This is a genomic window from Streptomyces roseochromogenus subsp. oscitans DS 12.976, assembly GCF_000497445.1.
Taxonomy (GTDB): domain Bacteria; phylum Actinomycetota; class Actinomycetes; order Streptomycetales; family Streptomycetaceae; genus Streptomyces; species Streptomyces oscitans.
Genome location: NZ_CM002285.1, coordinates 7722403 through 7743512, shown reverse-complemented (window position 1 = coordinate 7743512; position 21110 = coordinate 7722403). Strand labels below are relative to the sequence as shown.

18 protein-coding genes, 1 tRNA gene and 1 pseudogene are annotated in these 21110 nt (G+C 72.4%); 11 read left to right on the top strand and 9 right to left on the bottom strand.

All coding sequences use genetic code 11. The features are described 5' to 3' along the window. Window positions 1–1613 (top strand): annotated as a pseudogene (locus M878_RS83120) (DNA helicase RecD); the annotation flags it as partial. Between the two features lie 119 nt (window positions 1614–1732). Here M878_RS83120 and M878_RS83115 read toward each other — a convergent pair. After that, window positions 1733–2428 (bottom strand): hypothetical protein, encoded by a 696-nt coding sequence (locus M878_RS83115; protein ID WP_023551903.1) that lies wholly within the window; start codon window positions 2426–2428, stop codon window positions 1733–1735. A 47-nt stretch (window positions 2429–2475) separates the two neighbouring features. Here M878_RS83115 and M878_RS49520 point away from each other — a divergent pair, with 47 nt between their 5' ends. Continuing rightward, window positions 2476–2664: a DUF5703 family protein gene (locus tag M878_RS49520; protein ID WP_014671721.1), complete on the top strand. Its 189-nt coding sequence runs from the start codon at window positions 2476–2478 to the stop codon at window positions 2662–2664. Between the two features lie 62 nt (window positions 2665–2726). Here M878_RS49520 and M878_RS83110 read toward each other — a convergent pair whose 3' ends face one another. From M878_RS83110 to M878_RS83100, 3 genes are all read right to left on the bottom strand, one after another. Beyond that, window positions 2727–3554, bottom strand: a complete 828-nt coding sequence (locus M878_RS83110; RefSeq protein ID WP_023551901.1) for a chaplin — start codon at window positions 3552–3554, stop codon at window positions 2727–2729. 193 nt (window positions 3555–3747) lie between these two features. Beyond that, window positions 3748–3981, bottom strand: coding sequence for a chaplin ChpH (gene chpH, locus M878_RS83105; RefSeq protein ID WP_023551900.1), 234 nt, complete (start codon window positions 3979–3981; stop codon window positions 3748–3750). 146 nt (window positions 3982–4127) lie between these two features. After that, entirely contained in the window at window positions 4128–5453 is a 1326-nt protein-coding gene (locus tag M878_RS83100; RefSeq protein WP_023551899.1) for a M20/M25/M40 family metallo-hydrolase, read from the bottom strand. A 216-nt stretch (window positions 5454–5669) separates the two neighbouring features. Here M878_RS83100 and M878_RS83095 point away from each other — a divergent pair. The 4 genes from M878_RS83095 to polX all read left to right on the top strand — a co-directional run bounded on the left by M878_RS83095 (window position 5670) and on the right by polX (window position 13188). Continuing rightward, a tRNA-Leu gene (locus M878_RS83095) sits at window positions 5670–5757 on the top strand. Window positions 5758–6043: 286 nt separating this feature from the next. Next, window positions 6044–10012, top strand: coding sequence for a Pls/PosA family non-ribosomal peptide synthetase (locus M878_RS83090; protein ID WP_023551898.1), 3969 nt, complete (start codon window positions 6044–6046; stop codon window positions 10010–10012). Window positions 10013–10119: 107 nt separating this feature from the next. Further along, on the top strand, window positions 10120–11457 hold the full coding sequence (locus tag M878_RS83085) for a M1 family metallopeptidase (protein WP_023551897.1): 1338 nt from the start codon (window positions 10120–10122) through the stop codon (window positions 11455–11457). Window positions 11458–11466: 9 nt separating this feature from the next. Further along, on the top strand, window positions 11467–13188 hold the full coding sequence (polX, locus tag M878_RS83080; protein ID WP_023551896.1) for a DNA polymerase/3'-5' exonuclease PolX: 1722 nt from the start codon (window positions 11467–11469) through the stop codon (window positions 13186–13188). A gap of 52 nt (window positions 13189–13240) precedes the next feature. On the opposite strand, the gene M878_RS83075 is transcribed toward polX, so the two are convergent. Further along, window positions 13241–13552 (bottom strand): dsRBD fold-containing protein, encoded by a 312-nt coding sequence (locus M878_RS83075; RefSeq protein ID WP_023551895.1) that lies wholly within the window; start codon window positions 13550–13552, stop codon window positions 13241–13243. Window positions 13553–13641: 89 nt separating this feature from the next. Between M878_RS83075 and M878_RS83070 the strand changes: the two genes are divergently transcribed. Beyond that, on the top strand, window positions 13642–14016 hold the full coding sequence (locus M878_RS83070; protein ID WP_023551894.1) for a YchJ family protein: 375 nt from the start codon (window positions 13642–13644) through the stop codon (window positions 14014–14016). A gap of 11 nt (window positions 14017–14027) precedes the next feature. Here M878_RS83070 and M878_RS83065 read toward each other — a convergent pair whose 3' ends face one another. Then, the gene (locus M878_RS83065) at window positions 14028–14729 is read right to left on the bottom strand and encodes a FadR/GntR family transcriptional regulator (protein WP_023551893.1); all 702 of its coding nucleotides are present in this window, start codon (window positions 14727–14729) and stop codon (window positions 14028–14030) included. A gap of 141 nt (window positions 14730–14870) precedes the next feature. On the opposite strand from M878_RS83065, the gene M878_RS83060 reads away from it, so the two are divergent. The 4 genes from M878_RS83060 to M878_RS83045 are packed head-to-tail and all read left to right on the top strand — an operon-like array spanning window position 14871 to window position 18646. Beyond that, window positions 14871–15401 (top strand): gluconokinase, encoded by a 531-nt coding sequence (locus tag M878_RS83060; RefSeq protein ID WP_023551892.1) that lies wholly within the window; start codon window positions 14871–14873, stop codon window positions 15399–15401. Between the two features lie 41 nt (window positions 15402–15442). Then, the gene (locus tag M878_RS83055) at window positions 15443–16840 is read left to right on the top strand and encodes a GntP family permease (RefSeq protein ID WP_023551891.1); all 1398 of its coding nucleotides are present in this window, start codon (window positions 15443–15445) and stop codon (window positions 16838–16840) included. A gap of 10 nt (window positions 16841–16850) precedes the next feature. Further along, window positions 16851–17612: an SDR family oxidoreductase gene (locus M878_RS83050; RefSeq protein ID WP_023551890.1), complete on the top strand. Its 762-nt coding sequence runs from the start codon at window positions 16851–16853 to the stop codon at window positions 17610–17612. 14 nt (window positions 17613–17626) lie between these two features. Beyond that, complete coding sequence (locus tag M878_RS83045) at window positions 17627–18646, top strand: L-idonate 5-dehydrogenase (protein WP_023551889.1); 1020 nt, start codon at window positions 17627–17629, stop codon at window positions 18644–18646. A 19-nt stretch (window positions 18647–18665) separates the two neighbouring features. On the opposite strand, the gene M878_RS83040 is transcribed toward M878_RS83045, so the two are convergent. From M878_RS83040 to M878_RS83030, 3 genes are all read right to left on the bottom strand, one after another. Then, the gene (locus tag M878_RS83040; RefSeq protein ID WP_023551888.1) at window positions 18666–19292 is read right to left on the bottom strand and encodes a cytochrome b/b6 domain-containing protein; all 627 of its coding nucleotides are present in this window, start codon (window positions 19290–19292) and stop codon (window positions 18666–18668) included. Beyond that, entirely contained in the window at window positions 19276–20004 is a 729-nt protein-coding gene (locus M878_RS83035) for a molybdopterin-dependent oxidoreductase (protein WP_023551887.1), read from the bottom strand. The genes M878_RS83040 and M878_RS83035 overlap by 17 nt, the downstream gene beginning before the upstream one ends. A gap of 101 nt (window positions 20005–20105) precedes the next feature. After that, on the bottom strand, window positions 20106–21104 hold the full coding sequence (locus M878_RS83030) for a hypothetical protein (RefSeq protein ID WP_023551886.1): 999 nt from the start codon (window positions 21102–21104) through the stop codon (window positions 20106–20108). Window positions 21105–21110 lie beyond the last annotated feature (6 nt).

Below are 21110 nucleotides of genomic sequence, written 5' to 3'. Positions count from 1 at the left end.
CCTGGCAGCTGCTGCGGATCAGGGGCGTACGGCCCGACCAGGCCGACGGGTTCGCACGGGCGCTGCTCGGCGCCGCCGGCGGTCCGGGCGACGAGCGGCGGGGCCGCGCGCTCACCGTCTGGCTGCTGGAGCAGGCGGCCCTGGCCGGGCACACCGCGCTGGAGCTGCCCACGCTCGATGCGGCGCTCGGCCGGCAGAGCGTGCCGGACCCGGACGCGGCGGTGCAGAGCACGCTCGCGGAGGGCGAGGCCCTGGCCTTCCAGGACGCCCTGGAGGAACCGGGAGCCGCCGCACCGCAGCAGGCGGAAGAGGGCGAGGAGGAGGAGCGCCCGGTGCGGGTCCTCGTCGGCCTGGAGCGGTACGCGCTGGCCGAGGAGAGCCTCGCCGACGGCCTGGCCCGGCTGGTCAACTCGCTGTCCAAGGAGACCGACCAGGCCTGGCGGACGGCCGCCGACGCCGTCTCCGGCGGGGCGGCCGAGCTGGTCCGCGCGGTGGCCGGACACGGCCTGGTGCTGCACACCGGCGGGGAGACGGCCCGGACCGAACCGGCCGCGCTGCTCGGTGCCGCGCGCGCCGCGGGCCTGCGGGCCTTCGCCGTCTGCCACACGCCGGACGGACGCCACCGCATCGCCGCGCAGCCGGGGGCGGACCCGGCGGAGCACAGCGTGGGCACGGTCGCCGGTCTGCTGTCCGGCGCCGAGGGACCGGGCCGGGACACGGACGGCGCGCTGGAACTGGACCTGCTGATCGTGCTGGACGCCCCGCAGCTCGATGTGGAGAGCGCCGCGATGCTGGTGGAGTCGCTGCCCGACGGGGCCCGGCTGGTGCTCAGCGGTGACCCGGCGGTGCTGTGGTCGGCCGGTCCCGGGCGGGTCTTCGCCGATCTGCTCGCCGCCCGCGTCTGCCCGCAGATCGCCTCCCGTGTCCCCGACCCGGGCCCGATCGGCGAGCTGGTCTCCGGTATCGGCGTCGGCGAGCTGAACCAGGTCGCCGCGCCGGGCAAGGAGATCGTCATCGTCCCGGTGCGGGACGCGGGCGAGGCCGTGCACCGGACGGTCCAGCTGGTCGCGGACTCAGTGCCGCGGGCAATCGGGATCCCGGCCGACCAGACCGTGGTGATCACCCCGGGACACGGCGGCGCCGCGGGCACCCGTGCACTCAACTCCGCGCTGAAGGAACGCCTCAACCCCGGCCCCGGCCGCTTCGGCGGCTTCGACCCCGGCGACCGGATCGCCTACTCCCCCGCCCCGGGCCGTACGGTGCCGGGTGTGGTGGTCAAGGCCGACGCGGACGGGCTGCATCTGACGTGCGCGGGCGCCCCGGTGGTCGTACCGCGCGAGCGGGTGGAGGGCGCCGTACGGCATGGCTGGGCGCTGACCGCGCACCAGGCGGTGGGCGCCCGCTGGCTGGCGGCGGTCGTGGTGCTGCCCGGCGACGCGGCGCAGGCGCTCAGCAGACCCTGGGTGTACACGGCGTTCGGCCGGGCGGAGCGGCATCTGTCCGTGGTCCACGGGGTGGAACAGGCCCTGCCGAAGGCGGTGGCGGAGACACCGGCCAAGCCCCGCACGACCCGCTTGCAGACGCTGCTGCGCGCGCAGGTCCCGAACGACTAGCTCTCTGTCCGCCCGCCCTCTCCGCCGCCACGGCGCTCCGCCACGACGGCGGAGTCCGGCGGTGCCGAACCTGCCGCGGACCACTCGGCACAGCCGGACTCCGCACCGTCGTCACCGCACTACTTCTCGGTGTCCAGCGGCTCCAGTACCTCTTCCTCGTCCTCGACGAACTCGAGGTCGTCCTCCTCGTCGCCCTCGTCGGAGACGTCGTCGTCGAACACCGCGCTCACGTCGAACCGGCACACCACACTCTGCGGGTCGATGTGGTCGAACGGCGCCTCCAGCCACTCGCCCGCCTCGGGTGTCTCGTCCGCCGCGGTGACCCAGAGCGTGGAGTCGCCCTCCTCCAGGCCGAACTCCTTGTGCCGGGAAGCGATCTCGTCCGGTTCGAACTCGCCGAACAGGATGCCGAGCGCCCCCGGAACCGTACCGGCGGCATCCTCGGCCAGGCCGCCCGCGGCCTCGTACTCCGCTGCCTCGACCCGCTGGGCCTGCGCCAGCAGCCGCTGCGGTTCCGCCACGGCATAGTCGCGGCGGATCAGCACGCTGATCGCGTTCGGTTCCTCGGGGCCCGCGTACGGCGGCAGCTCCTCCGACCCGGGGATCTCGAAGGGCGTGACCTCGTCATAGCGGTCGTAGAGCAGCTCGTCGTACACCTCGGCGGCCGCGGCCAGCTGGTTGAACGCCTCAAAGACAGCCGGGTCGTCCTCCCCCGACCTGCGTTCGACGGCCGCCAGATGACGATCGAGGGCGGTCTTGACCGCCTCGGCGGCGGCGCGTACCTCGGCAGCGGTGGGCTGCGCAGCATCAGACATAGTGCAGACGCTATCCGTACCGGGCCCCAGCCCGCACAATAGATGCGATGCCGGAATACGAATTTGTCGACGTGTATGTGCCACGCGGGGTGTCCCGCAAGGAGGCCACACGCCTGCTGACGGACCATGCCGAGTACGGACACTGGGAGTTGGACCGACTGAGTCTGCTGCGCGACGGCAGCCGCCGGGTGCGGTTGCGCCGGCGGATCATCCGCCAGGTGCGTGCCACATGGTGAGCCCGGACAGCTGAACGGAGCGGGCCCCGCCGGCATGGCAGGGCCCGCTCCGTTCGCCGTACCTACGCCGCGGCCCGCGCCTTGCGGTAGAGCACCGCGCCCGCGAGCAGCGCGCCCGCGCCGACCGGCAGCACGAGGCCCACCGGCAGATCACTGCCGGTGTGTGCGAGCTGCCCGTTCGTCAGGGGCTGGGCGGAGCGGCCGCCCTGCTGGTTGACCGGCGCAGTCCCGTGGGACCCCTGGGGACCGTGGGGCGTGTGACGGCCCTTGCCGGGCGGGGTCGTCGGGTGACCGGGGTGGCCAGGATGACCCGGGTGACCGGGGTGGCCCGGGTGACCGGGATGCCCGGGGTGGCCAGGATGCCCGGGGTGACCCGGCTGGCCGGGCGGGTTTCCGTGGCCGCCACCCGGCGGCTGGCCGTGGTGGCTGCCGCCTCCGTTGGCGCAGTCGTTGTCCGTGGTGGCGTTGCCGACCCCGATGACGTTCACGCTGTTGCCGCAGACGTTCACCGGCGCGTCGATCGGTACCTGCACGGTGTTGCCGGAGCCGACACCGGGCGAGTCCGAGGTACGGCCGCCCGCGTGCGAGCCGCCGGAACCGCTGGAACCGCCAGAACCGCTGGAGCCGCCGTGTCCCCCCGAAGTGCCGTCGTCGTTGGCACACTTGTTCCCCACGGACGGGTTGAGCAGCCCGACGACGTTCACGGTGTTGCCGCACACGTTCACCGGCGCGTGCACCGGCGCCTGCACCGTGTTGCCGGACAGTACGCCGGGCGAGCCGGCGGCGGTGCCGAACGCGCCCGCGTCGGCGTGGGCATAGCCGCTCGCGGCGGCGATCACACCGGTGGCGGCCGCCATCGTCATCAGGCCCTTGCGGGTGCCCTGTCGCATTTTCTGATTTCCCCTGCCTTCGATCCTGCTGTGCCTCGCGATTGCGTCGCATTGCATTGCGCTAGGTAGCGTTGTGTTGCATTGCGAACCTCGCGGATCATGTGTCCGCGCAAGAGGCCGGTCGGCCCTGGAGCGCATAGCAGGCGCTCCAGGGCCGACGGCTCGAAAAGACGCCCCCCTCAGGAGGTCGTCGTCAGTCGTTGAAGCACTTGTTGCCGAAGGCGGGGTTCAGGAGCCCGATCACGTTGACCGTGTTACCGCAGACGTTCACCGGGACGTGCGCGGGCACCTGAACGACATTGCCGGAGACAACGCCCGGCGAGTGCACAGCGGCACCCTGGGCTCCGGAGTCTGCGACGGCGAGGCCCGCGCCCGCGAGAACCAGCCCACCGGTGGCAGCCGCAGCAGCGACGACCTTCTTGATCATTATTCCTCCTTGTTGGCAATGCGACTCCAAGGTGCGGAGTCACATCACCTGTAACGAGGAGGAACTAATGAAGCTACGAACCGATCGTCGCATTCACCCGTTCCAGTCATCTCCGTACGCGCGCCCGAATATCTGGGCCCAGAGCCTCACGACGCGTCGATGAACCGGTCCAGCACGCGCACCCCGAACCGCAGCCCGTCGACCGGCACCCGCTCGTCCACGCCGTGGAACATACCGGCGAAGTCCAGCTCCGGCGGCAGCTTCAGCGGGGCGAAGCCGAAGCCGCGGATGCCGAGGTCGTCGAAGGACTTGGCGTCGGTGCCGCCGGAGAGCATGTAGGGGATCGCCTTGGCGGTGGGGTCCTCGGCCAGCAGCGCGGACTGCATGGCCTCCACCAGCGCCCCGTCGAAGCCGGTCTCGACCGCCTTGTCGGCGTGCACGTCCTCGCGCCGGACGTGGGGGCCGAGCAGCCGGTCGAGGTCGCTGAGGAACTCCTCCTCATAGCCGGGCAGGAACCGTCCGTCGATGTGCGCGGTGGCCTCGCCCGGGATGACGTTGACCTTGTAGCCGGCGTTCAGCTGGGTCGGGTTGGCGGTGTTGCTGAGGGTCGCCCCGATCAGCTTGGCGATGCCGCCGAGCTTGGCGAGGGTGGCCTCCATGTTCTCCGGGTCCAGCTCGGTGCCGAGCGCGTCGCCGAGTTCGTCGAGGAAGGCCCGGGTGGTCTTGGTGACCCGCACCGGGAACTTGTGCCGGCCGACCCGGGCCACGGCCTCGGACAGCTCGGTGATGGCGTTGTCCCGGTGGATCATCGAGCCGTGCCCGGCGGTGCCGGCCACGGTCAGCTTCATCCAGTGGATGCCCTTCTCGGCCGTCTGGATCAGATAGAGCCGGCGCTGTTCGTTCACCGTGAAGGAGAAGCCACCGACCTCGCTGATGGCCTCGGTGACACCCTCGAACAGCTCGGGGTGGTTGTCGACCAGGTGGCGGGCGCCGTAGGTGCCGCCGGCCTCCTCGTCGGCGAGAAAGGCGACCACGATGTCGCGAGGGGGCCGCCGGCCGCTGCGCAGCCGGTCGCGCACTACCGCGAGGGTCATGGCGTCCATGTCCTTCATGTCGACGGCCCCGCGCCCCCACACGCACCCGTCGGCGACCTCGCCGGAGAACGGGTGGTGGGTCCAGTCGCCGGCGTTGGCCGGTACGACGTCCAGGTGGCCGTGGATCAGCAGCGCGGGCCGGGACGGGTCCTCGCCCTCGATACGGGCCACCGTCGAGGCGCGGCCCGGGTGCGACTCGTAGATCTTCGGCTCCAGCCCGACCTCGGCGAGCTTCTCGGCGGTCCACTCGGCGGCCTGGCGCTCGCCGGGGCCGGAGTGGTCGCCGTAGTTGCTGGTGTCGAACCGGATCAGCTCGCGGCAGAGGTCCACGACCTCGTCCTCACCGGTGATGCTCCCGGCCGCGTCCGTCTCGCTCACGTGCTTCCTCCCGCGCTGTCGCTGCTGGTGGTCCTCCTCATCCTCCCTCTCCCCCGGCCCCGGCCCAAGACCGGTCCCGGCCCGTCACACACCGTTCACGCGCGAAGGGCCACCGGGGCGGGGGGTGATCAGCCACCCCCGAAAGCCTGGTAATGTTTCCTCCGTCGCCGCGAGGGAAACCCCGCCAAAAGGGCTCCCCCGCACGACAGACACCTTGTCCGGGTGGCGGAATGGCAGACGCGCTAGCTTGAGGTGCTAGTGCCCTTTATCGGGCGTGGGGGTTCAAGTCCCCCCTCGGACACCAGCGAAGGCCCCTGCTCACGCAGGGGCCTTCTGCGTTTCCTCTTCGCTTCCTCCGCGTCGGCCCGCCCGAGGCCCCCGCTCCCTGCGAACTGCCCCTGAATGTCCGCTCCTTGGCGGTGTGTGGGGCATGTCTCGTACGGCGCGAAGAACGGCTGCTCAGGGGCGCCGGGCCGGGTGGCGCAGGTCGGCCGGGACGGCCTTCTCGAGTGGCCGGACACCGGGGCGGCGCCTAGCGTCGTACTAAAATTTCCGGCTTGTGACTTCAGCCGGACCGACGTGAGGACCTGATGGCAGCCATAGACGAGCACAGCGCTCTCGGCCTGCTCGACGAAGAGATCCGCACGCAGTTCGGCGACCGGGCGCGGTTCTCCGCGGCGCCCGCGGCCTCGCCGCGCACCCTGGTCGACCTCTTCGACGCGACCGTGCGGTCCCATCCGGACGAGCCCGCCCTGGACGACGGTGCGGCATGTCTCACCTACCGTGCGCTGGCCGTCGAGGTGGAGCGGCTGCGCCGGCGGCTCTCGGGCGAAGGGGTCGGGCTCGGGGACCGGGTCGGGGTGCGGGTGCCCTCGGGGACCAATGAGCTGTACATCGCGATCCTCGCCGTCCTCGCCGCCGGTGCCGCCTATGTCCCCGTCGACGCCGAGGACCCGGACGAGCGGGCCGAGCTGGTCTTCGGGGAGGCCGGGGTGCGGGCCGTCATCGGCGCCGGGCACGCCATCACCGTCGCCGGGGACGCCGTCGCCGACCACGGCACTGACGCGCAGGGTGCCCCCGGCCCCACCGTGCAGGCCGCCCCCGGCTCCACCGCACAGGGCATCCCCGGCTCAACCTCGCAGGGCGCCCCCGGCTCTCCCGCCGCGCGGCCCGGTGCCGAGCACGACGCCTGGATCATCTTCACCTCCGGGTCCACCGGCAAGCCCAAGGGCGTCGCCGTCACGCACCGCAGCGCCGCCGCCTTCGTGGATGCCGAGGCGGCCCTGTTCCTCACGGAGGAGCCGATCGGGCCCGGTGACCGGGTCATGGCGGGGCTGTCCGTCGCCTTCGACGCGTCCTGCGAGGAGATGTGGCTGGCCTGGCGGTACGGCGCCTGTCTGGTGCCGGTGCCGCGGTCGCAGGTCAGGAGCGGTGCCGATCTCGGGCCCTGGCTGGTCGAGCAGGAGATCACCGTCGTGTCGACGGTGCCGACGCTGGCCGCGCTGTGGGAGCCGGAGACCCTCAACGACGTACGGCTGCTGATCTTCGGCGGCGAGGCCTGCCCGCCCGAGCTAGCGCAGCGGCTGGTCACCGAGGGGCGCGAGGTGTGGAACACCTACGGGCCGACCGAGGCGACCGTGGTGGCCTGTGCCGCGCTGATGACCGGCGAGGAGCCCGTCAGGATCGGGCTGCCGCTGAACGGGTGGGAGCTGGCCGTCGTCGATGACGCCGGTGAGCCGGTGGCCATGGGCGGCAGCGGGCAGCTGGTGATCGGCGGGGTCGGGCTCGCGCGGTATCTCGACGCCGAGAAGGACGCGGAGAAGTACGCGCCGCTGGAGTCCCTCGGCTGGGAGCGGGCCTATCGGAGCGGTGACCTGGTCAAGGCCGACCCCGAAGGGCTGATCTTCCTGGGGCGGGCCGACGAGCAGATCAAGCTCGGCGGGCGGCGGATCGAGCTGGGCGAGGTGGACGCCGCGCTGCAGGCGCTGCCCGGAGTGGCCGGGGCCGCGGCCGCCGTGCGTACCGCCCGCAGCGGCAATCAGCTGCTCGTCGGCTATGTCGTCACCCAGGACGGCTGGGATCACGCGGCCGCCGTCGAGAAGCTGCGGGCCGCGCTGCCCGCCGCGCTGGTGCCGCTGCTCGCGCCCGTCTCCGAGCTGCCGACCCGGACGTCCGGGAAGGTGGACCGGGGCGCCCTGCCCTGGCCGCTGGAGGGCGTTCAGACGCCCAAGGCCGATCTGTACGGCACCGAGGCCTGGCTCGCCGAGCAGTGGGCGGAGGTCCTGGGCATCCCGGTGAGCGGCGCCTCCGACGACTTCTTCGCGATCGGCGGCGGCAGTCTGGCGGCCGCCCAGCTCACCACCCGGCTGCGTACCCGCTACCCGAGCGCCGCCGTCCTCGACATCTACCAGCAGCCGGTGCTGCGCAAGCTGGCCCGGCGGCTGGAGGAGTCCACGCAGGACGACGGCGCGCGGCGGACGGTCGCGCCGGTCCCGGTCCGCGCCCAGGCCGTCCAGCTCCTGCTGCTCGTCCCGCTGGTCACGCTGCTCGGGCTGCGCTGGACGCTCGTCCTGGCCGCCGTGGGGAACCTGCTGCCCGGCTACGTCTGGCTGCCTACCGCCCCCTGGTGGCTGCTCGTGGCCGGTGCGCTGCTGTTGTTCACCCCGCCCGGCCGGATCGCCGTGGCGGCGGGCGGGGCGCGGCTGTTGCTGCGAGGCCTCGTTCCCGGGCGGTATCCGCGGGGCGGGAGCGTGCATCTGCGGCTGTGGGCGGCCGAGCGGCTGGCCGAATTCAGTGGGGCCACCACGCTGACCGGATCCTGGCTGGAGCGGTACGCGCGGGCGCTGGGCGCCAAGATCGGGCCCGAGGTGGACCTGCACTCGCTGCCGCCGGTCACCGGGATGCTCAGGGTGGGCCGGGGTGCGGCCGTGGAGTCCGAGGTCGATCTGTCCGGATACTGGCTGGACGGCGACCGGCTGGAGATCGGCACGGTCAAGGTCGGCGCGCATGCCGTCGTCGGCACCCGCAGCATGCTGTTCCCGGGCGCGCGGGTCGGCAAGCGGGCCGAGGTGGCCCCCGGCTCGGCGGTCAGCGGGCAGATCCCGACCGGTCAGCGGTGGGCGGGCGCGCCCGCGGTCAAGCTGGGCAAGGCCAAGCGCAACTGGCCCAAGGAGCGCCCGCAGCGGGGCACGTACTGGCGGGTCATGTACGGCATCACCGGTCTCGCGCTGAGCGCGCTGCCGCTGCTCGCGGGCGGGGCCGCGCTGCTGGTCGCCCGGGTCTTCGTGGCGCCCGGTGCCTCCCTCGGCCCGGCTCTGCGCGGGGCCGTGCTGGGGCTGGTCCCGGCCACGCTGGCCTACGGGCTGGCGTACGCGCTGCTGATCCTGGTCGCCGTACGGGTGCTCAGCCTGGGGCTGCGCGAGGGCACGCATCCGACGCACAGCCGGGTCGGCTGGCAGGCGTGGACCGTGACCCAGTTGATGGACCGGTCCCGCGAGACCCTGTTCCCGCTGTACGCCGGGCTGGTCACGCCGGTGTGGCTGCGGCTGCTGGGGATGCGGATCGGGCGGGGCGCCGAGGTGTCGACCGTGCTCGCGCTGCCGAGCCTGACCACGGTGGGCGAGGGGGCGTTCCTCGCGGACGACACGCTGACGGCGCCGTACGAGCTGGGCGGCGGGTGGATGCGGATCGGGCGTGCGCAGATCGGGCGGCGGGCGTTCCTCGGGAACTCGGGGATGACCGCGCCGGGGCGGCGGGTGCCGGACGGCGGTCTGGTCGGTGTGCTGTCGGCGACGCCGAAGAAGGCGAAGAAGGGCACCTCGTATCTGGGGCTGCCGCCGGTGAAGCTGCCGCGCAGTGCCGCCGACGGGGATCAGAGCCGTACGTACGACCCGCCGGCCCGGCTGCTGTGGGCGCGCGGGCTGGTGGAGCTGTGCCGGATCGTGCCGGTGCTGTGCTCGGCCGCGCTGGCCGCGGCGACGGTGGCGACACTGTGTGCGCTGGGCCCGTGGGCCTGGGCGCTGTCGGGTGGGGTGCTGCTCGGGGCGGGTGTGGCCGCGGCGGTCGTCTCGGTCCTGGCGAAGTGGCTGCTCGTGGGGCGGCACCGGGCCGGGGAGCATCCACTGTGGAGTTCCTTCGTGTGGCGGGGCGAGCTGGCGGACACGTTCGTCGAGGTGCTGGCGGTGCCGTGGCTGGCCGGAGCGGTGCCGGGGACGCCGGTGCTGACGGCGTGGCTGCGCGGGCTCGGCGCGCGCATCGGCAAGGGCGTGTGGGTGGAGAGCTACTGGCTGCCGGAGACGGACCTGGTGACCCTGGAGGACGCCGCGACCGTGAACCGTGGCTGCGTCCTGCAGACGCACCTCTTCCACGACCGGATCTTGCGGACGGATACTGTGGTCCTCCGTGCGGGCGCCACGCTGGGCCCTGGCGGGATCGTGCTGCCCGGCAGCACGGTCGGGGCCGGTGCGACCCTGGGTCCCGCGTCGCTCGTCATGGCCGCGGAGTCCGTCCCGGACGACAGCCGCTGGCTCGGCAACCCGATCGAGGCGTGGCGTTCCTGAGCGCGCCGCCCGGGTCCGCCCGCCGAAGGGGCGCGCCGGAGGCGAAGAATGTCTCGGGTGGGGCATCGGCACGGAGTGGTGGCACAGCGCAGGGAGCAGACACAGCAGTGGCAGTTCAGCAGTCGGCCGGCCCGGACCCGTACTTCCCGGACAATGGCGATCCCCGGTACCGGGTGCATCGCTATGAGCTCACGCTGGACTACCGGCCCGGCCCGAACCGGCTGTCCGGGAGCGCCCGGATCAACGCCATCGCCGGGCGGGCGCCGCTCACCGAATTCCAGCTCGATCTGGCCGACTTCAAGATCGGCCGGATCCGGGTGGACGGCCGCCAGCCGCACTACACGCACCGGGGCGGCAGGCTGCGGGTGAAGCCGGCGAAGCCGCTGCGGGCCGGAGCCGCCTTCACCGTCGAGGTGCACTGGTCCGGGAATCCGAAGCCGGTGGCCAGCCCCTGGGGCGGGATCGGCTGGGAGGAGCTGGCGGACGGGGCGCTGGTGGCGAGCCAGCCGGTCGGGGCGCCGTCCTGGTACCCGTGCAACGACCGCCCCGCCGACAAGGCGTCGTATCTGATCTCGGTCACCACGCCGTCGGCGTACGCGGTGGTGTCGGGCGGGCGGCTGCTGACCCGGACGACGAAGGCGTCGACGACCACCTGGGTGTACGAGCAGTCCGCGCCGACGTCCAGCTATCTCGTCGGGCTGGCGATCGGCAAGTTCCAGACGGTGCTGCTGGGCGACCCGGGGCCGGGCGGGGTGCCGCAGCACGGGCACATCCCGGCGCAGCTGCTGCCCGAGTTCTCCCGGGACTTCGCGCGGCAGCCGGCGATGATGGAGCTGTTCCAGGAGCTGTTCGGGCCGTACCCGTTCGAGGAGTACGCGGTCGCGGTGACCGACGAGGAGCTCGATGTGCCGGTCGAGGCACAGGGGTTGTCGCTGTTCGGCTCCAACCACGTGGACGGCGCCCGGGGTTCGGAGCGGCTGGTGGCGCACGAGCTGGCGCACCAGTGGTTCGGCAACTGTGTGTCCATAGCCGACTGGCGGCAGATCTGGCTGAACGAGGGCTTCGCCAAGTACGCGGAGTGGCTGTGGTCCGAGCGCTCGGGCGGCCGCAGCGCCCAGCAACTCGCTGCCGCCGCACACCGGTTGCTGGCCGGGCTGCCGCAGGATCTGCGGCTGGCAGATCCGGGGCGCCGGTCGATGTTCGACGACCGGCTCTACGAGCGCGGCGGCCTGACCGTGCACGCGGTGCGCTGCGCGCTGGGCGACGACGCGTTCTTCCGCATGCTGCGCGGCTGGGTGCGGCTGCACCGGAACGGGTCGGTGACGACGGCGGCGTTCACCCGGCATGTGGCCCGGTTCACGGACGAGCCGCTGGACGGGCTGTTCGAGGCGTGGGTGTACGGGGCGAAGCTGCCGCCGCTGCCGATGCGGAGGGAAGTTCCCTAGACTTGAAGGGTGGCCCGGCCCAATGACGAGGTCGAGGCGCTCCTGCAGGAGTACGCGGACCTCATCGCCATCACGGGAGGCGACGCCTTCAAGGCGCGCGCCTACGAGAAGGCGGCGCGTGCCATCGGCGGCTATCCGGCCGACATCGCCAAGCTGGACGAGGACGGCCTGAAGGAGATCCCGAACGTGGGCCGGTCGATCGCCGACAAGGTGATCGAGTACCTGCGCACGGGCAAGATGGCGGTGGTCGAGGAGCGCCGGGCGAAGATCCCGGCCGGGGTCCGGGAGCTGATCACCATCCCGGGTCTGGGCCCGAAGAAGGCGCTACGGCTCTACGAGGACCTGCGCATCTCCTCGGTCAGTGAGCTGGCCGCGGCGATCGAGGCGGACGCGCTGGCCGATCTGAAGGGCTTCGGCGAGAAGACGCAGGACAACATCCGGCACGGCATCGAGCTGCTGCAGCAGGCGGGCGCCCGGGTGCCGCTGTCGCTGGCGCTGGACACCGCCGAGGAGATCGTCGCCGAGCTGTCCGGGGTGACCGGCTGCACGCGCTGTGCCTATGCCGGCTCGCTGCGCCGGATGCGGGAGACCGTCGGGGATCTGGACGTCCTGGTCGCGGCGAAGCGGTCCGATCCGTTCATGGCGGCGCTGTGCGAGCTGCCCGCCACCGCGGAGGTCATCGCGCGGGGCACGAAGAAGACGTCGGTGCGCACCGCGAAGGGGCTCCAGGTGGACCTGCGGGTGGTGCCGCCGGAGTCGTGGGGTGCCGCGATGCAGTACTTCACCGGCTCGAAGGCGCACAACATCCGTACCCGCACCATCGCGGTGCACCAGGGGCTGAAGCTCTCCGAGTACGGCCTGTTCGACACCGAGAGCGGGGACTCGCTGGCCTCCCGTACCGAGGAGGAGGTGTACGCCCGGCTCGGGCTGCCGTGGATCGCGCCGACGCTGCGGGAGGACCGCGGCGAGATCGAGGCGGCCCTGCACGGCGAGCTGCCGGAGGTGGTGACCGAGCGGGACATCCGCGGTGACCTGCACACCCACACCGATCTCACGGACGGCCTCGCCCCACTGGAGGAGATGGTGGCGGCGGCCGCCGAGCGCGGCTACAAGTACTACGCGGTGACGGACCACGCGCCCAACCTGTACATGCAGCGCATGACCGACGAGAAGATCCTCGCCCAGCGGGAGCGGCTGCGGGAGCTGGACGGCACGCAGCACAGGATGCGGCTGCTGCACGGCACGGAGCTCAACATCGACCCGGACGGCGGGGTGGACTGGCCGGAGGAGTTCCTGGCCGGCTTCGATCTGTGCGTGGCCTCCCTGCACTCGCACTTCGACCTGGGCCGCAAGGCGATGACCCGGCGGCTGGTGCGGGCCTGCGAGAACCCGTACGTCAACGTCCTCGGGCACCCGACGACCCGGCTGATCGGCAAGCGGGCGGGCGTCGACGCCGACTGGGACGAGGTGTTCGCGGTGTGTGCGCGCACCGGCACCGCGCTGGAGGTCAACGCCCAGCCGGACCGCCTCGACCTGTGCGACGAGGACATCCTGCGGGCCAGGGAGCACGGTGTGAAGTTCGCCGTGAACACCGACGCCCACGCCGTACCGCACCTGGCGCAGCTGCGCTACGGCGTCGGCACGGCGCAGCGCGGCTGGCTCACCCGGGACGACGTGATCAACACCTGGCCGCTGACCCGGCTGCGCACGTTCCTGCGCAAGGGAAGGTGAGGGGCGTCCTTCCTGGCCATTTCCGGCCATTCCCGGCCATTCCCGGCCGGGGTCATTCCTCCGTCGGCCACAGGGGCGACGGGCCGTCCGTCTCGTTCGATCCCACCGCCTTCATGTCCCCGTCGGCGGCGCGCAGCAGGATCCGGCCCATGGCGATGAGCGCCCGCCCGGCCGCGAGTTCGTCGCCGATCTCCGGTACGTCGGGGTCGTACGGGCTGCGGCGGGCCTCGGCGTGGCTCTCCAGCACGTTGTCCCCGGTGTCGAGGACGATCCGGGCGGTGGTGTCCGGGTCGTGCTCGGAGAGATACAGGTTCAGCCGCCACTCCTTGACGGCCGGAGGACGGCTCCTCACGGGTCGGGTCATGGCCGTTCCTCCTCACTGTGCTGCGCTGCCCTTCCACTGTGCATCCGGCCCGAGGCGGACGCCTCCCCTGCTGCGGGCAGAATGGGCCCATGACCTCGCGCGCCTGCCCCTGCGGACTCCCCCGGCCCTACGACGCCTGCTGTGGCCGTTTCCACGCGGGATCCGCGAGCGCGCCGACCGCCGAGCTGCTGATGCGGTCCCGGTACAGCGCGTTCGTGACGGGGAACGCGGGGTATCTGCTGCGTACCTGGCATCCGCGGACCCGGCCCGAGGATCTGGAACTCGACGCGCGGATGAGGTGGACGGGGCTGGAGATCCTGGACACCGCCGGCGGATCCGCCTTCCACACCACGGGCACGGTGACTTTCCGCGCCTCCTACCGGGGCGGTTCACTGCACGAGCGCAGCCGCTTCGAGCGGGTGGAGGGGGCGTGGGTGTACGTGGACGGGGACTTCCTCGACTGACGCACGTCGACTCAGGGCGCCAGGATGTCCAGTTCGTGGAGCGCGCCCTCGGTGATCTCCCTGGTCAGCTGTTCGGCGCGGATCGCGTCGCCCGCGCGGACGGCCTCCGCGACCTGCACATGCAGGGTGACCGCCGCCGGGTCGGGGTCCTCGAACATGACCTCGTGATGGGTGCGGCCGACCAGGACCTCCGCGACGACGTCGCCGAGCCTGGCGAACATCTCGTTGCCCGAGGCGTTCAGGATGACCCGGTGGAAGGCGATGTCGTGGATCAGGTACGCCTCCAGCTTGTGGCCGCGTGAGTTGGCCACCATGCCGAGCGCGCACTCGGTGAGTTCGGCGCACTGCTCGGCCGTGGCGTGCTTGGCGGCGAGGCCGGCCGCGACCGGTTCGACCGCCGAGCGCAGCACGGTAAGCGAGCGCAGCTGGCGGGGGCGGTCGGCGCCCGCGAGGCGCCAGCGGATGACCTGCGGGTCGTAGACGTTCCACTCGGCCTTGGGACGGACCGTCACGCCCACCCGGCGACGGGACTCGACCAGGTGCATGGACTCCAGCACACGGACCGCCTCACGCATCACGGAGCGTGAGACCTCGAAGTGCTGGGCGAGTTCGTCGGTGCGCAGCACGCTGCCCGGCGGGTACTCGCCAGCGGTGATCGCGGGGCCGAGGGTGTCCAGTACACGGCCGTGCAGCCCCCGGCCCGGTGTGGTCATGCACTCAGCGTACGGCGTGGATCAAGGCCACAAAAAGTCAGACTTATATGTCACAGACCCTTGAATTCGTCGTACCTAATGGGTTTCAGTGTGGCGACGCCGATGGGGCGTCGGATGTCGAGGAAGACAGCGAGGCAGTTCATGCGAACCCCCCAGGTCGTCGTCGTGATGGGCGTCGCGGGGACGGGCAAGACCACGATCGGTCCCCTGCTCGCCGCGCGGCTGGGCGTCCCGTACGCCGAGGGCGACGACTTCCACCCGCAGGCCAACATCGACAAGATGTCGGCCGGGATCCCGCTCGACGACAGCGACCGCCGGCCCTGGCTGGACGCCATCGGTCACTGGGCGCACGGGCGGGCCGGGCGGGGCGGGGTGGTCAGCAGCTCGGCGCTGAAGCGGTCGTACCGCGACCGGCTCAGGGCCGCCGCCCCCGGAATCGTGTTCGTGCACCTCACCGGCGACCGGAAGGTCATCGAGGACCGGATGTCCGACCGGCAGGGGCACTTCATGCCGACCGCGCTGCTGGACTCCCAGTTCGCCACGTTGCAGCCCCTTCAGGCGGACGAGGCGGGAGTCGCCGTGGACGTCGGCGGCAGCCCCGAGGAGATCACCGAACGCGCCGTGAAGGCACTTGAGGCGCTTCCAGACACGCTTCCCGACACCACCGAGTAGCACTCCCCTCCCCTCGTCCCCGTAACCGCAAGGGAACCCCCGTGACCAGACTCAGCGTCGAGATGCTGGCAGCGGACGCGCCTCCGCCGATCACCTCCGCCGGACACGCCCAGCTGGGCATCGCCGTCCTGGTGGGCATCGCCGTGATCGTCCTGCTCATCACCCAGTTCAAGCTCCATGCCTTCCTGGCGCTGACCATCGGGTCACTGGCGCTCGGGGCGGCCGCCGGGGCACCGCTCGACAAGGCGATCACCAGCTTCACCACCGGGCTCGGCGCCACGGTGGCCGGCGTCGGCGTCCTGATCGCGCTCGGGGCGGTCCTGGGCAAGCTGCTCGCCGACTCCGGCGGCGCCGACCAGATCGTCGACACGATCCTCGCCAAGGCCGGTGGCCGGGCGATGCCGTGGGCGATGGTGCTGATCGCCTCGGTGATCGGCCTGCCGCTGTTCTTCGAGGTCGGCATCGTGCTGCTGATCCCGGTCGTGCTGATGGTCGCCAAGCGCGGCAACTACTCCCTGATGCGTATCGGCGTCCCGGCCCTCGCCGGCCTGTCCGTGATGCACGGCCTGATCCCGCCGCATCCCGGCCCGCTCGTCGCGATAGACGCGCTCAAGGCCAACCTGGGCGTGACGCTGGCGCTCGGCATCCTGGTCGCGATCCCGACGGTGATCGTCGCCGGTCCGCTGTTCTCGAAGGCCGCGGCCCGCTGGGTGGACGTCCCGGCCCCCGACCGGATGCTGCCGCAGCGCACCTCCGAGGAGCTAGGGCGCCGTCCGGGCTTCGGCGCGACGCTCGCCACCGTGCTGCTGCCGGTGGTGCTGATGCTGGCCAAGGCCCTGGTGGACATCGTCGTCGACGACCCGGCGAACCGCACCCAGCGGGTCTTCGACGTCATCGGCTCCCCGCTGATCGCGCTGCTCGCCTCGGTGATCACCGGCTTCTTCACGCTGGGCCGGCCCGCCGGGTTCGGCAAGGAGCGGCTCCAGCAGACCGTGGAGAAGGGTCTGATGCCGATCGCCGGCATCCTGCTGATCGTCGGCGCGGGGGGCGGCTTCAAGCAGACCCTGATCGACTCCGGGGTGGGCCAGATGATCCTGGACATCTCCAAGAACTGGTCGATCCCGGCGGTGCTGCTCGCCTGGCTGATCGCCGTGGTGATCCGGCTGGCGACCGGCTCGGCGACGGTGGCGACGGTCTCGGCGGCCGGTCTGGTCGCGCCGCTCGCGGTCGGCACGTCGACCACCCACACCGCCCTGCTCGTCCTGGCGATCGGCGCCGGCTCGCTCTTCTTCAGCTTCGTCAACGACGCCGGCTTCTGGCTGGTGAAGGAGTACTTCGGGCTGAGCGTCGGGCAGACCGTCAAGACCTGGTCGATCATGGAGACGATCCTGTCGGTGGTCGCCGGCGGCCTGGTCCTGCTCCTCTCACTGATCCTGTAGGGGTACGGGGATGAGTCACCCGCTCTTCGACATCAGCGGCCGTACGGCCCTGGTCACCGGCTCCAGCCGGGGCATCGGCCACGCGCTGGCCCGGGGCCTGGCCGAGGCCGGCTGCACGGTGGTCCTCAACGGACGTGACGGCGACCGGCTGGCCGACGCGGCCGCGCAACTCCCCGGGGACCGGATCCACACGGCAGTGTTCGACGTGACCGACGCCGCCGCGGTCGCCAACGGGATCGCCGCCGTCGAGGAGCGGGTCGGCCCGCTCGACATCCTGGTGAACAACGCGGGCATACAACTGCGCGCCCCCTTGCTGGAGTTCGCCGACGCCGACTGGCACCGGATCCTGGACACCAACCTCACCAGCGCGTTCCTGGTCGGCCGGGAGGCGGCCCGGCGGATGACCGAGCGCGGCCACGGCAAGATCGTCAACATCTGCTCGCTGCAGAGCGAGGTCGTCCGGCCGGGCATCGCGCCCTACGCCGCCGCCAAGGGCGCGCTCAAGATGCTCACGAAGGGCATGTGCGCGGACTGGGGGCCGTACGGCGTCCAGGTCAACGGGCTCGGCCCCGGCTACATCGAGACCGAGCTGACCCGGCCGCTGGTGGCGGACGAGGAGTTCAGCGCCTGGGTCCGCCGGCGCACCCCGGCCGGCCGCTGGGGCCGCACCGAGGACCTGGTCGGCGCCCTGCTCTTCCTCGCCTCGCCCGCGGCGGACTTCGTGGGCGGGCAGATCCTGTACGTCGACGGCGGCATGACGAGCGTGCTCTGAAAGGAGCTACGGGAATGCTGGGTTGTGTGATCCACGGCGCGGGCGATCTGCGCGTGACGGAGCTGCCGGTACCCGAACCCGGGCCGGGCGAGGCCCTGGTGGCCGTCCGCTACGGCGGGATCTGCGGGTCGGATCTGCACTACTGGCGGCTCGGCGAGGTCGGGGACTTCCGGCTCCGGGAGCCGATGGTGCTCGGGCACGAGGTGGCGGGCACGGTGGTGTCCTACGGCGCCGGGGCCGCGGGTCCCGTGCCGGGTACTCCGGTCGCCGTGCACCCCGCCACCCCGTGCGGGCGCTGCCCGGAGTGCGCCGACGGGCGCGCGAACGTGTGCCGGGACAGCCGGTATCTGGGCAGCGCGGCGCGCTTTCCGCATGTCCAGGGCGGGTTCGCCTCCCACATCGCCGTACCGGCGGGACAGCTGCGGGCGCTGCCCGGCGGTCTCGGGCTGCGGCGGGCCGCGCTCACAGAGCCGCTGTCGGTGGCGCTGCACGCGGTGCGGCGGGCCGGGGACGTCTCCGGCCGGCGTGTGCTGGTGACCGGGGCGGGGCCGATCGGGTGTCTGGTGGTCGCGGCGGCGAAGGCGGCCGGCGCGGCACGGGTGACGGTGACCGACCTGGTGCCCGAGGCCCTCGGGTACGCGGCCGTCACCGGGGCCGACACGCTCGTACGGGCCGATGATCCGGGTGATGCCGGGTGGCCCGAGGAGGTCGACGTGGCCGTCGAGGCGTCGGGGGTCGCGGCCGGGCTGGACACGTGTCTGCGGCGGGTGCGGCGCGGCGGTGTGGTCGTCCAGCTCGGGATGCTCCCGCCGGGGCTCTCGCCGTTCGCCGGACATCGCGTGGTGAGCCGGGAGATCGAGCTGCGCGGAGCGTTCCGGTTCGGCGCGGAGTTCGACGACGCGCTGGAACTGCTCGCCGCGCGGGGGGAGTTCGACGGGCTGATCAGTGCCGTGGTTCCCGTACGGGAGGCCGAGTCGGGGTTCGAGCTGGCCGCTGACCGGGGGCGGTCCTGCAAGGTGCTGCTGGAGTTCTGACCGGGATGTCCGACCGGGATCAGGGACGCCACAAGGGGTGTTCCCGGTCCGCCCACTCCCTGCTCACCTTCCCCGTGCGCAGGCCCCGTCTCGCCTCCGGGTCGCCGAGTGCCATGCCGATGTGGCCTGCCAGGACCACGCCGATCGTGAGGGCGAGCCAGTCGTGGACGAAGGTCGCCGAGGTGCGCCACATCAGCGGGGCGAGATGGGTGAACCACATCAGCAGGCCGGTGCCGAGCATGACCAGCGTGGCACCGGCGATCCAGGCGGCGTAGATCTTCTGTCCGGCGTTGAACTTGCCCGCGGGGCGGGACGAGCAGCGCTTGTCGCGGACCAGCGCGGCGCGCAGCCAGAGCCGGTCGTGCGGGCCGAAGCGGTTGAGGTAGCGCAGGTCGGCGCGGAAGGCGCGGGAAGCGAGGCCCAGCAGGACCGGGACGGGGAGCGCGAGCCCGGCGCACTCGTGGATGCGGACGACCAGTTCCCGGCGTCCGAGCATGACCGCCAGCTGGGGGATGTAGAGGACGGCCGCCGTGGCCACGCAGACGCCCATCAGCGCGGCCGTGGTGCGGTGCACCCAGCGTTCGGCCCGGCTGAAGCGGTGGACACGGGCGCTGGGCGGGGCCGGGGTGTCAGCTCGTAGGGACATCGGTGCGTCCATTCGACTTGCCGACCCAGGCGTCGACGTCGTAACCGAGGTTTTCCCAGTAGCCGGGCTCGACCCGGTCGGTGACCGTGATCCCGGAGAGCCACTTGGCCGACTTGTAGAAGTACATGGGGGCGACATAGAGGCGCACCGGGCCGCCGTGTTCGTAGGAGATGTCCTTGTCCTGCATGCGCAGGGCCACCAGGATGTCCGGGCGGCGGGCCTGGTCGAGGGTGAGGCTCTCGGTGTAGGTGCCGTCGAAGCAGGTGAAGCTGATCGCCTTCGCGGTGCCGCGAACCCCGGCCAGGTCCAGCAGGTGGGAGAGGCGTACGCCCTGGAAAGGGGTGCCGGGGACGCGCCAGCCGGTCACGCACTGGACGTCCTTGACCAGCCGGGTCTGCGGCAGGGCGCGCAGATCGGCGAGGGTGTAGGTGCGCGGCCGGTCGACCAGGCCGTCGATCTTCAGCTGGTAGTCCGTGGCGTTCTTGTGGGGCACCGACGCGGCGACGGAGTAGTAGCGGAAGCCGCCGCCGTTGGGCAGCAGGCCGGTCAGACCCGTGGGGTCCTTGCCTGCGACGCTGCCGAGGAAGCCCTCCAGGCCGCGCTGCAGCACAGGCGCGGTGACGACGCCGAGCGCGCCCAGGCCGAGCGTGCCGAGGAAGACGCGGCGGCCGACGGGTTTGCCGTCCTGTTCCTCGGATTGTTCAGAGTTCACGTATTCATTCGAGCACTCGGGGCCTGGTAGGGCCAGGGGATCGGGTCTGCGGTCAGACTTCCGTAATCACTTCTTACGCGGGTCTCGGAGAGCAGTACGGCTCAGTGGGCCGTGCCGTTCAGCGCGCGGGCGCGGGCCTCCCGGAAGGCCGTCCGTGGGTCGCGGTGTGCGTAGGACCAGGGTGCCGGGGTGGCGTGCCGGCCGATGCGCTGGAACAGGGCCGCCGCCTCGGCGGGGCGGCCTGCGCAGGACAGCGCGAAGGCGAGGTGGTTGAGGTCGAGGTGATGGCGGGGGTGTTCGTCGTGCTCCCACTCCAGCCACCAGTCGAAGGCGGCGCGCAGGATCCGGCGGGCCCTGGGGCCGGACCAGTGCCCGGAGGCGGCGGGATCGGCGGGGGCGAGTCCGGTGGCGGCGAGGACCCGGTAGCGCTCGGCGTAGGCGACGACCGGCAGCACGGCGAGCGGGGAGTCGGCCGGGGCCTCGGCGGCGGCCAGCTCGGCGAGGTCGTACACCTCGTGGTCCTCTGCCGCCCGGCCGCCGGCGGGCCGTTCGGCGAGACGGGCGAGCAGCAGATGGTGGGCGTGATGGTGTTCGGGGTGGCGGCGGCGCAGCTCGGCGAAGGCGCCGAGGACCTCGTGCTCGGGGCCGAGAGTGCGGGCCAGCCGGAGCAGTCCCAGCCAGGGGGTGGGGTCGGCGGGGGCGTGCGCGGCGGCACTGGCGCAGGCCTCGCGGGCCAGGCCGGGGTCCTCCTTGCCGCGCAGGGCGCGCTGGACCTGGGCGAGGGCGTAGAGCGTGGCGGCGTCGGCGGAGCCGGGTTCGGCCTGCAGCCAGTCGCTCGCCCAGGCCGCGGCGTACGGCTCCTGAGCGAGCACGGTCAGGCGGTGGCCGCGGCGGTCCCAGTCGTCACCCGTGTGCAGCAGCAGGGAGCGAGCGGCCTGCCGTCGGCCCTGTGCCAGCGTGGCGCGTGCGGCGCGCAGTTCGGCGTCGTCGAAGGCGTCGTCGAAGGCGTCATCGAAGGCGCCGGAGCCGTCCGGGGCGGTGTCGCCGGACGGGGCCGTGGCGGCCGGGCGTGCGCCGAGCAGGGGTGGGAGAGGGGGCACCGCGGG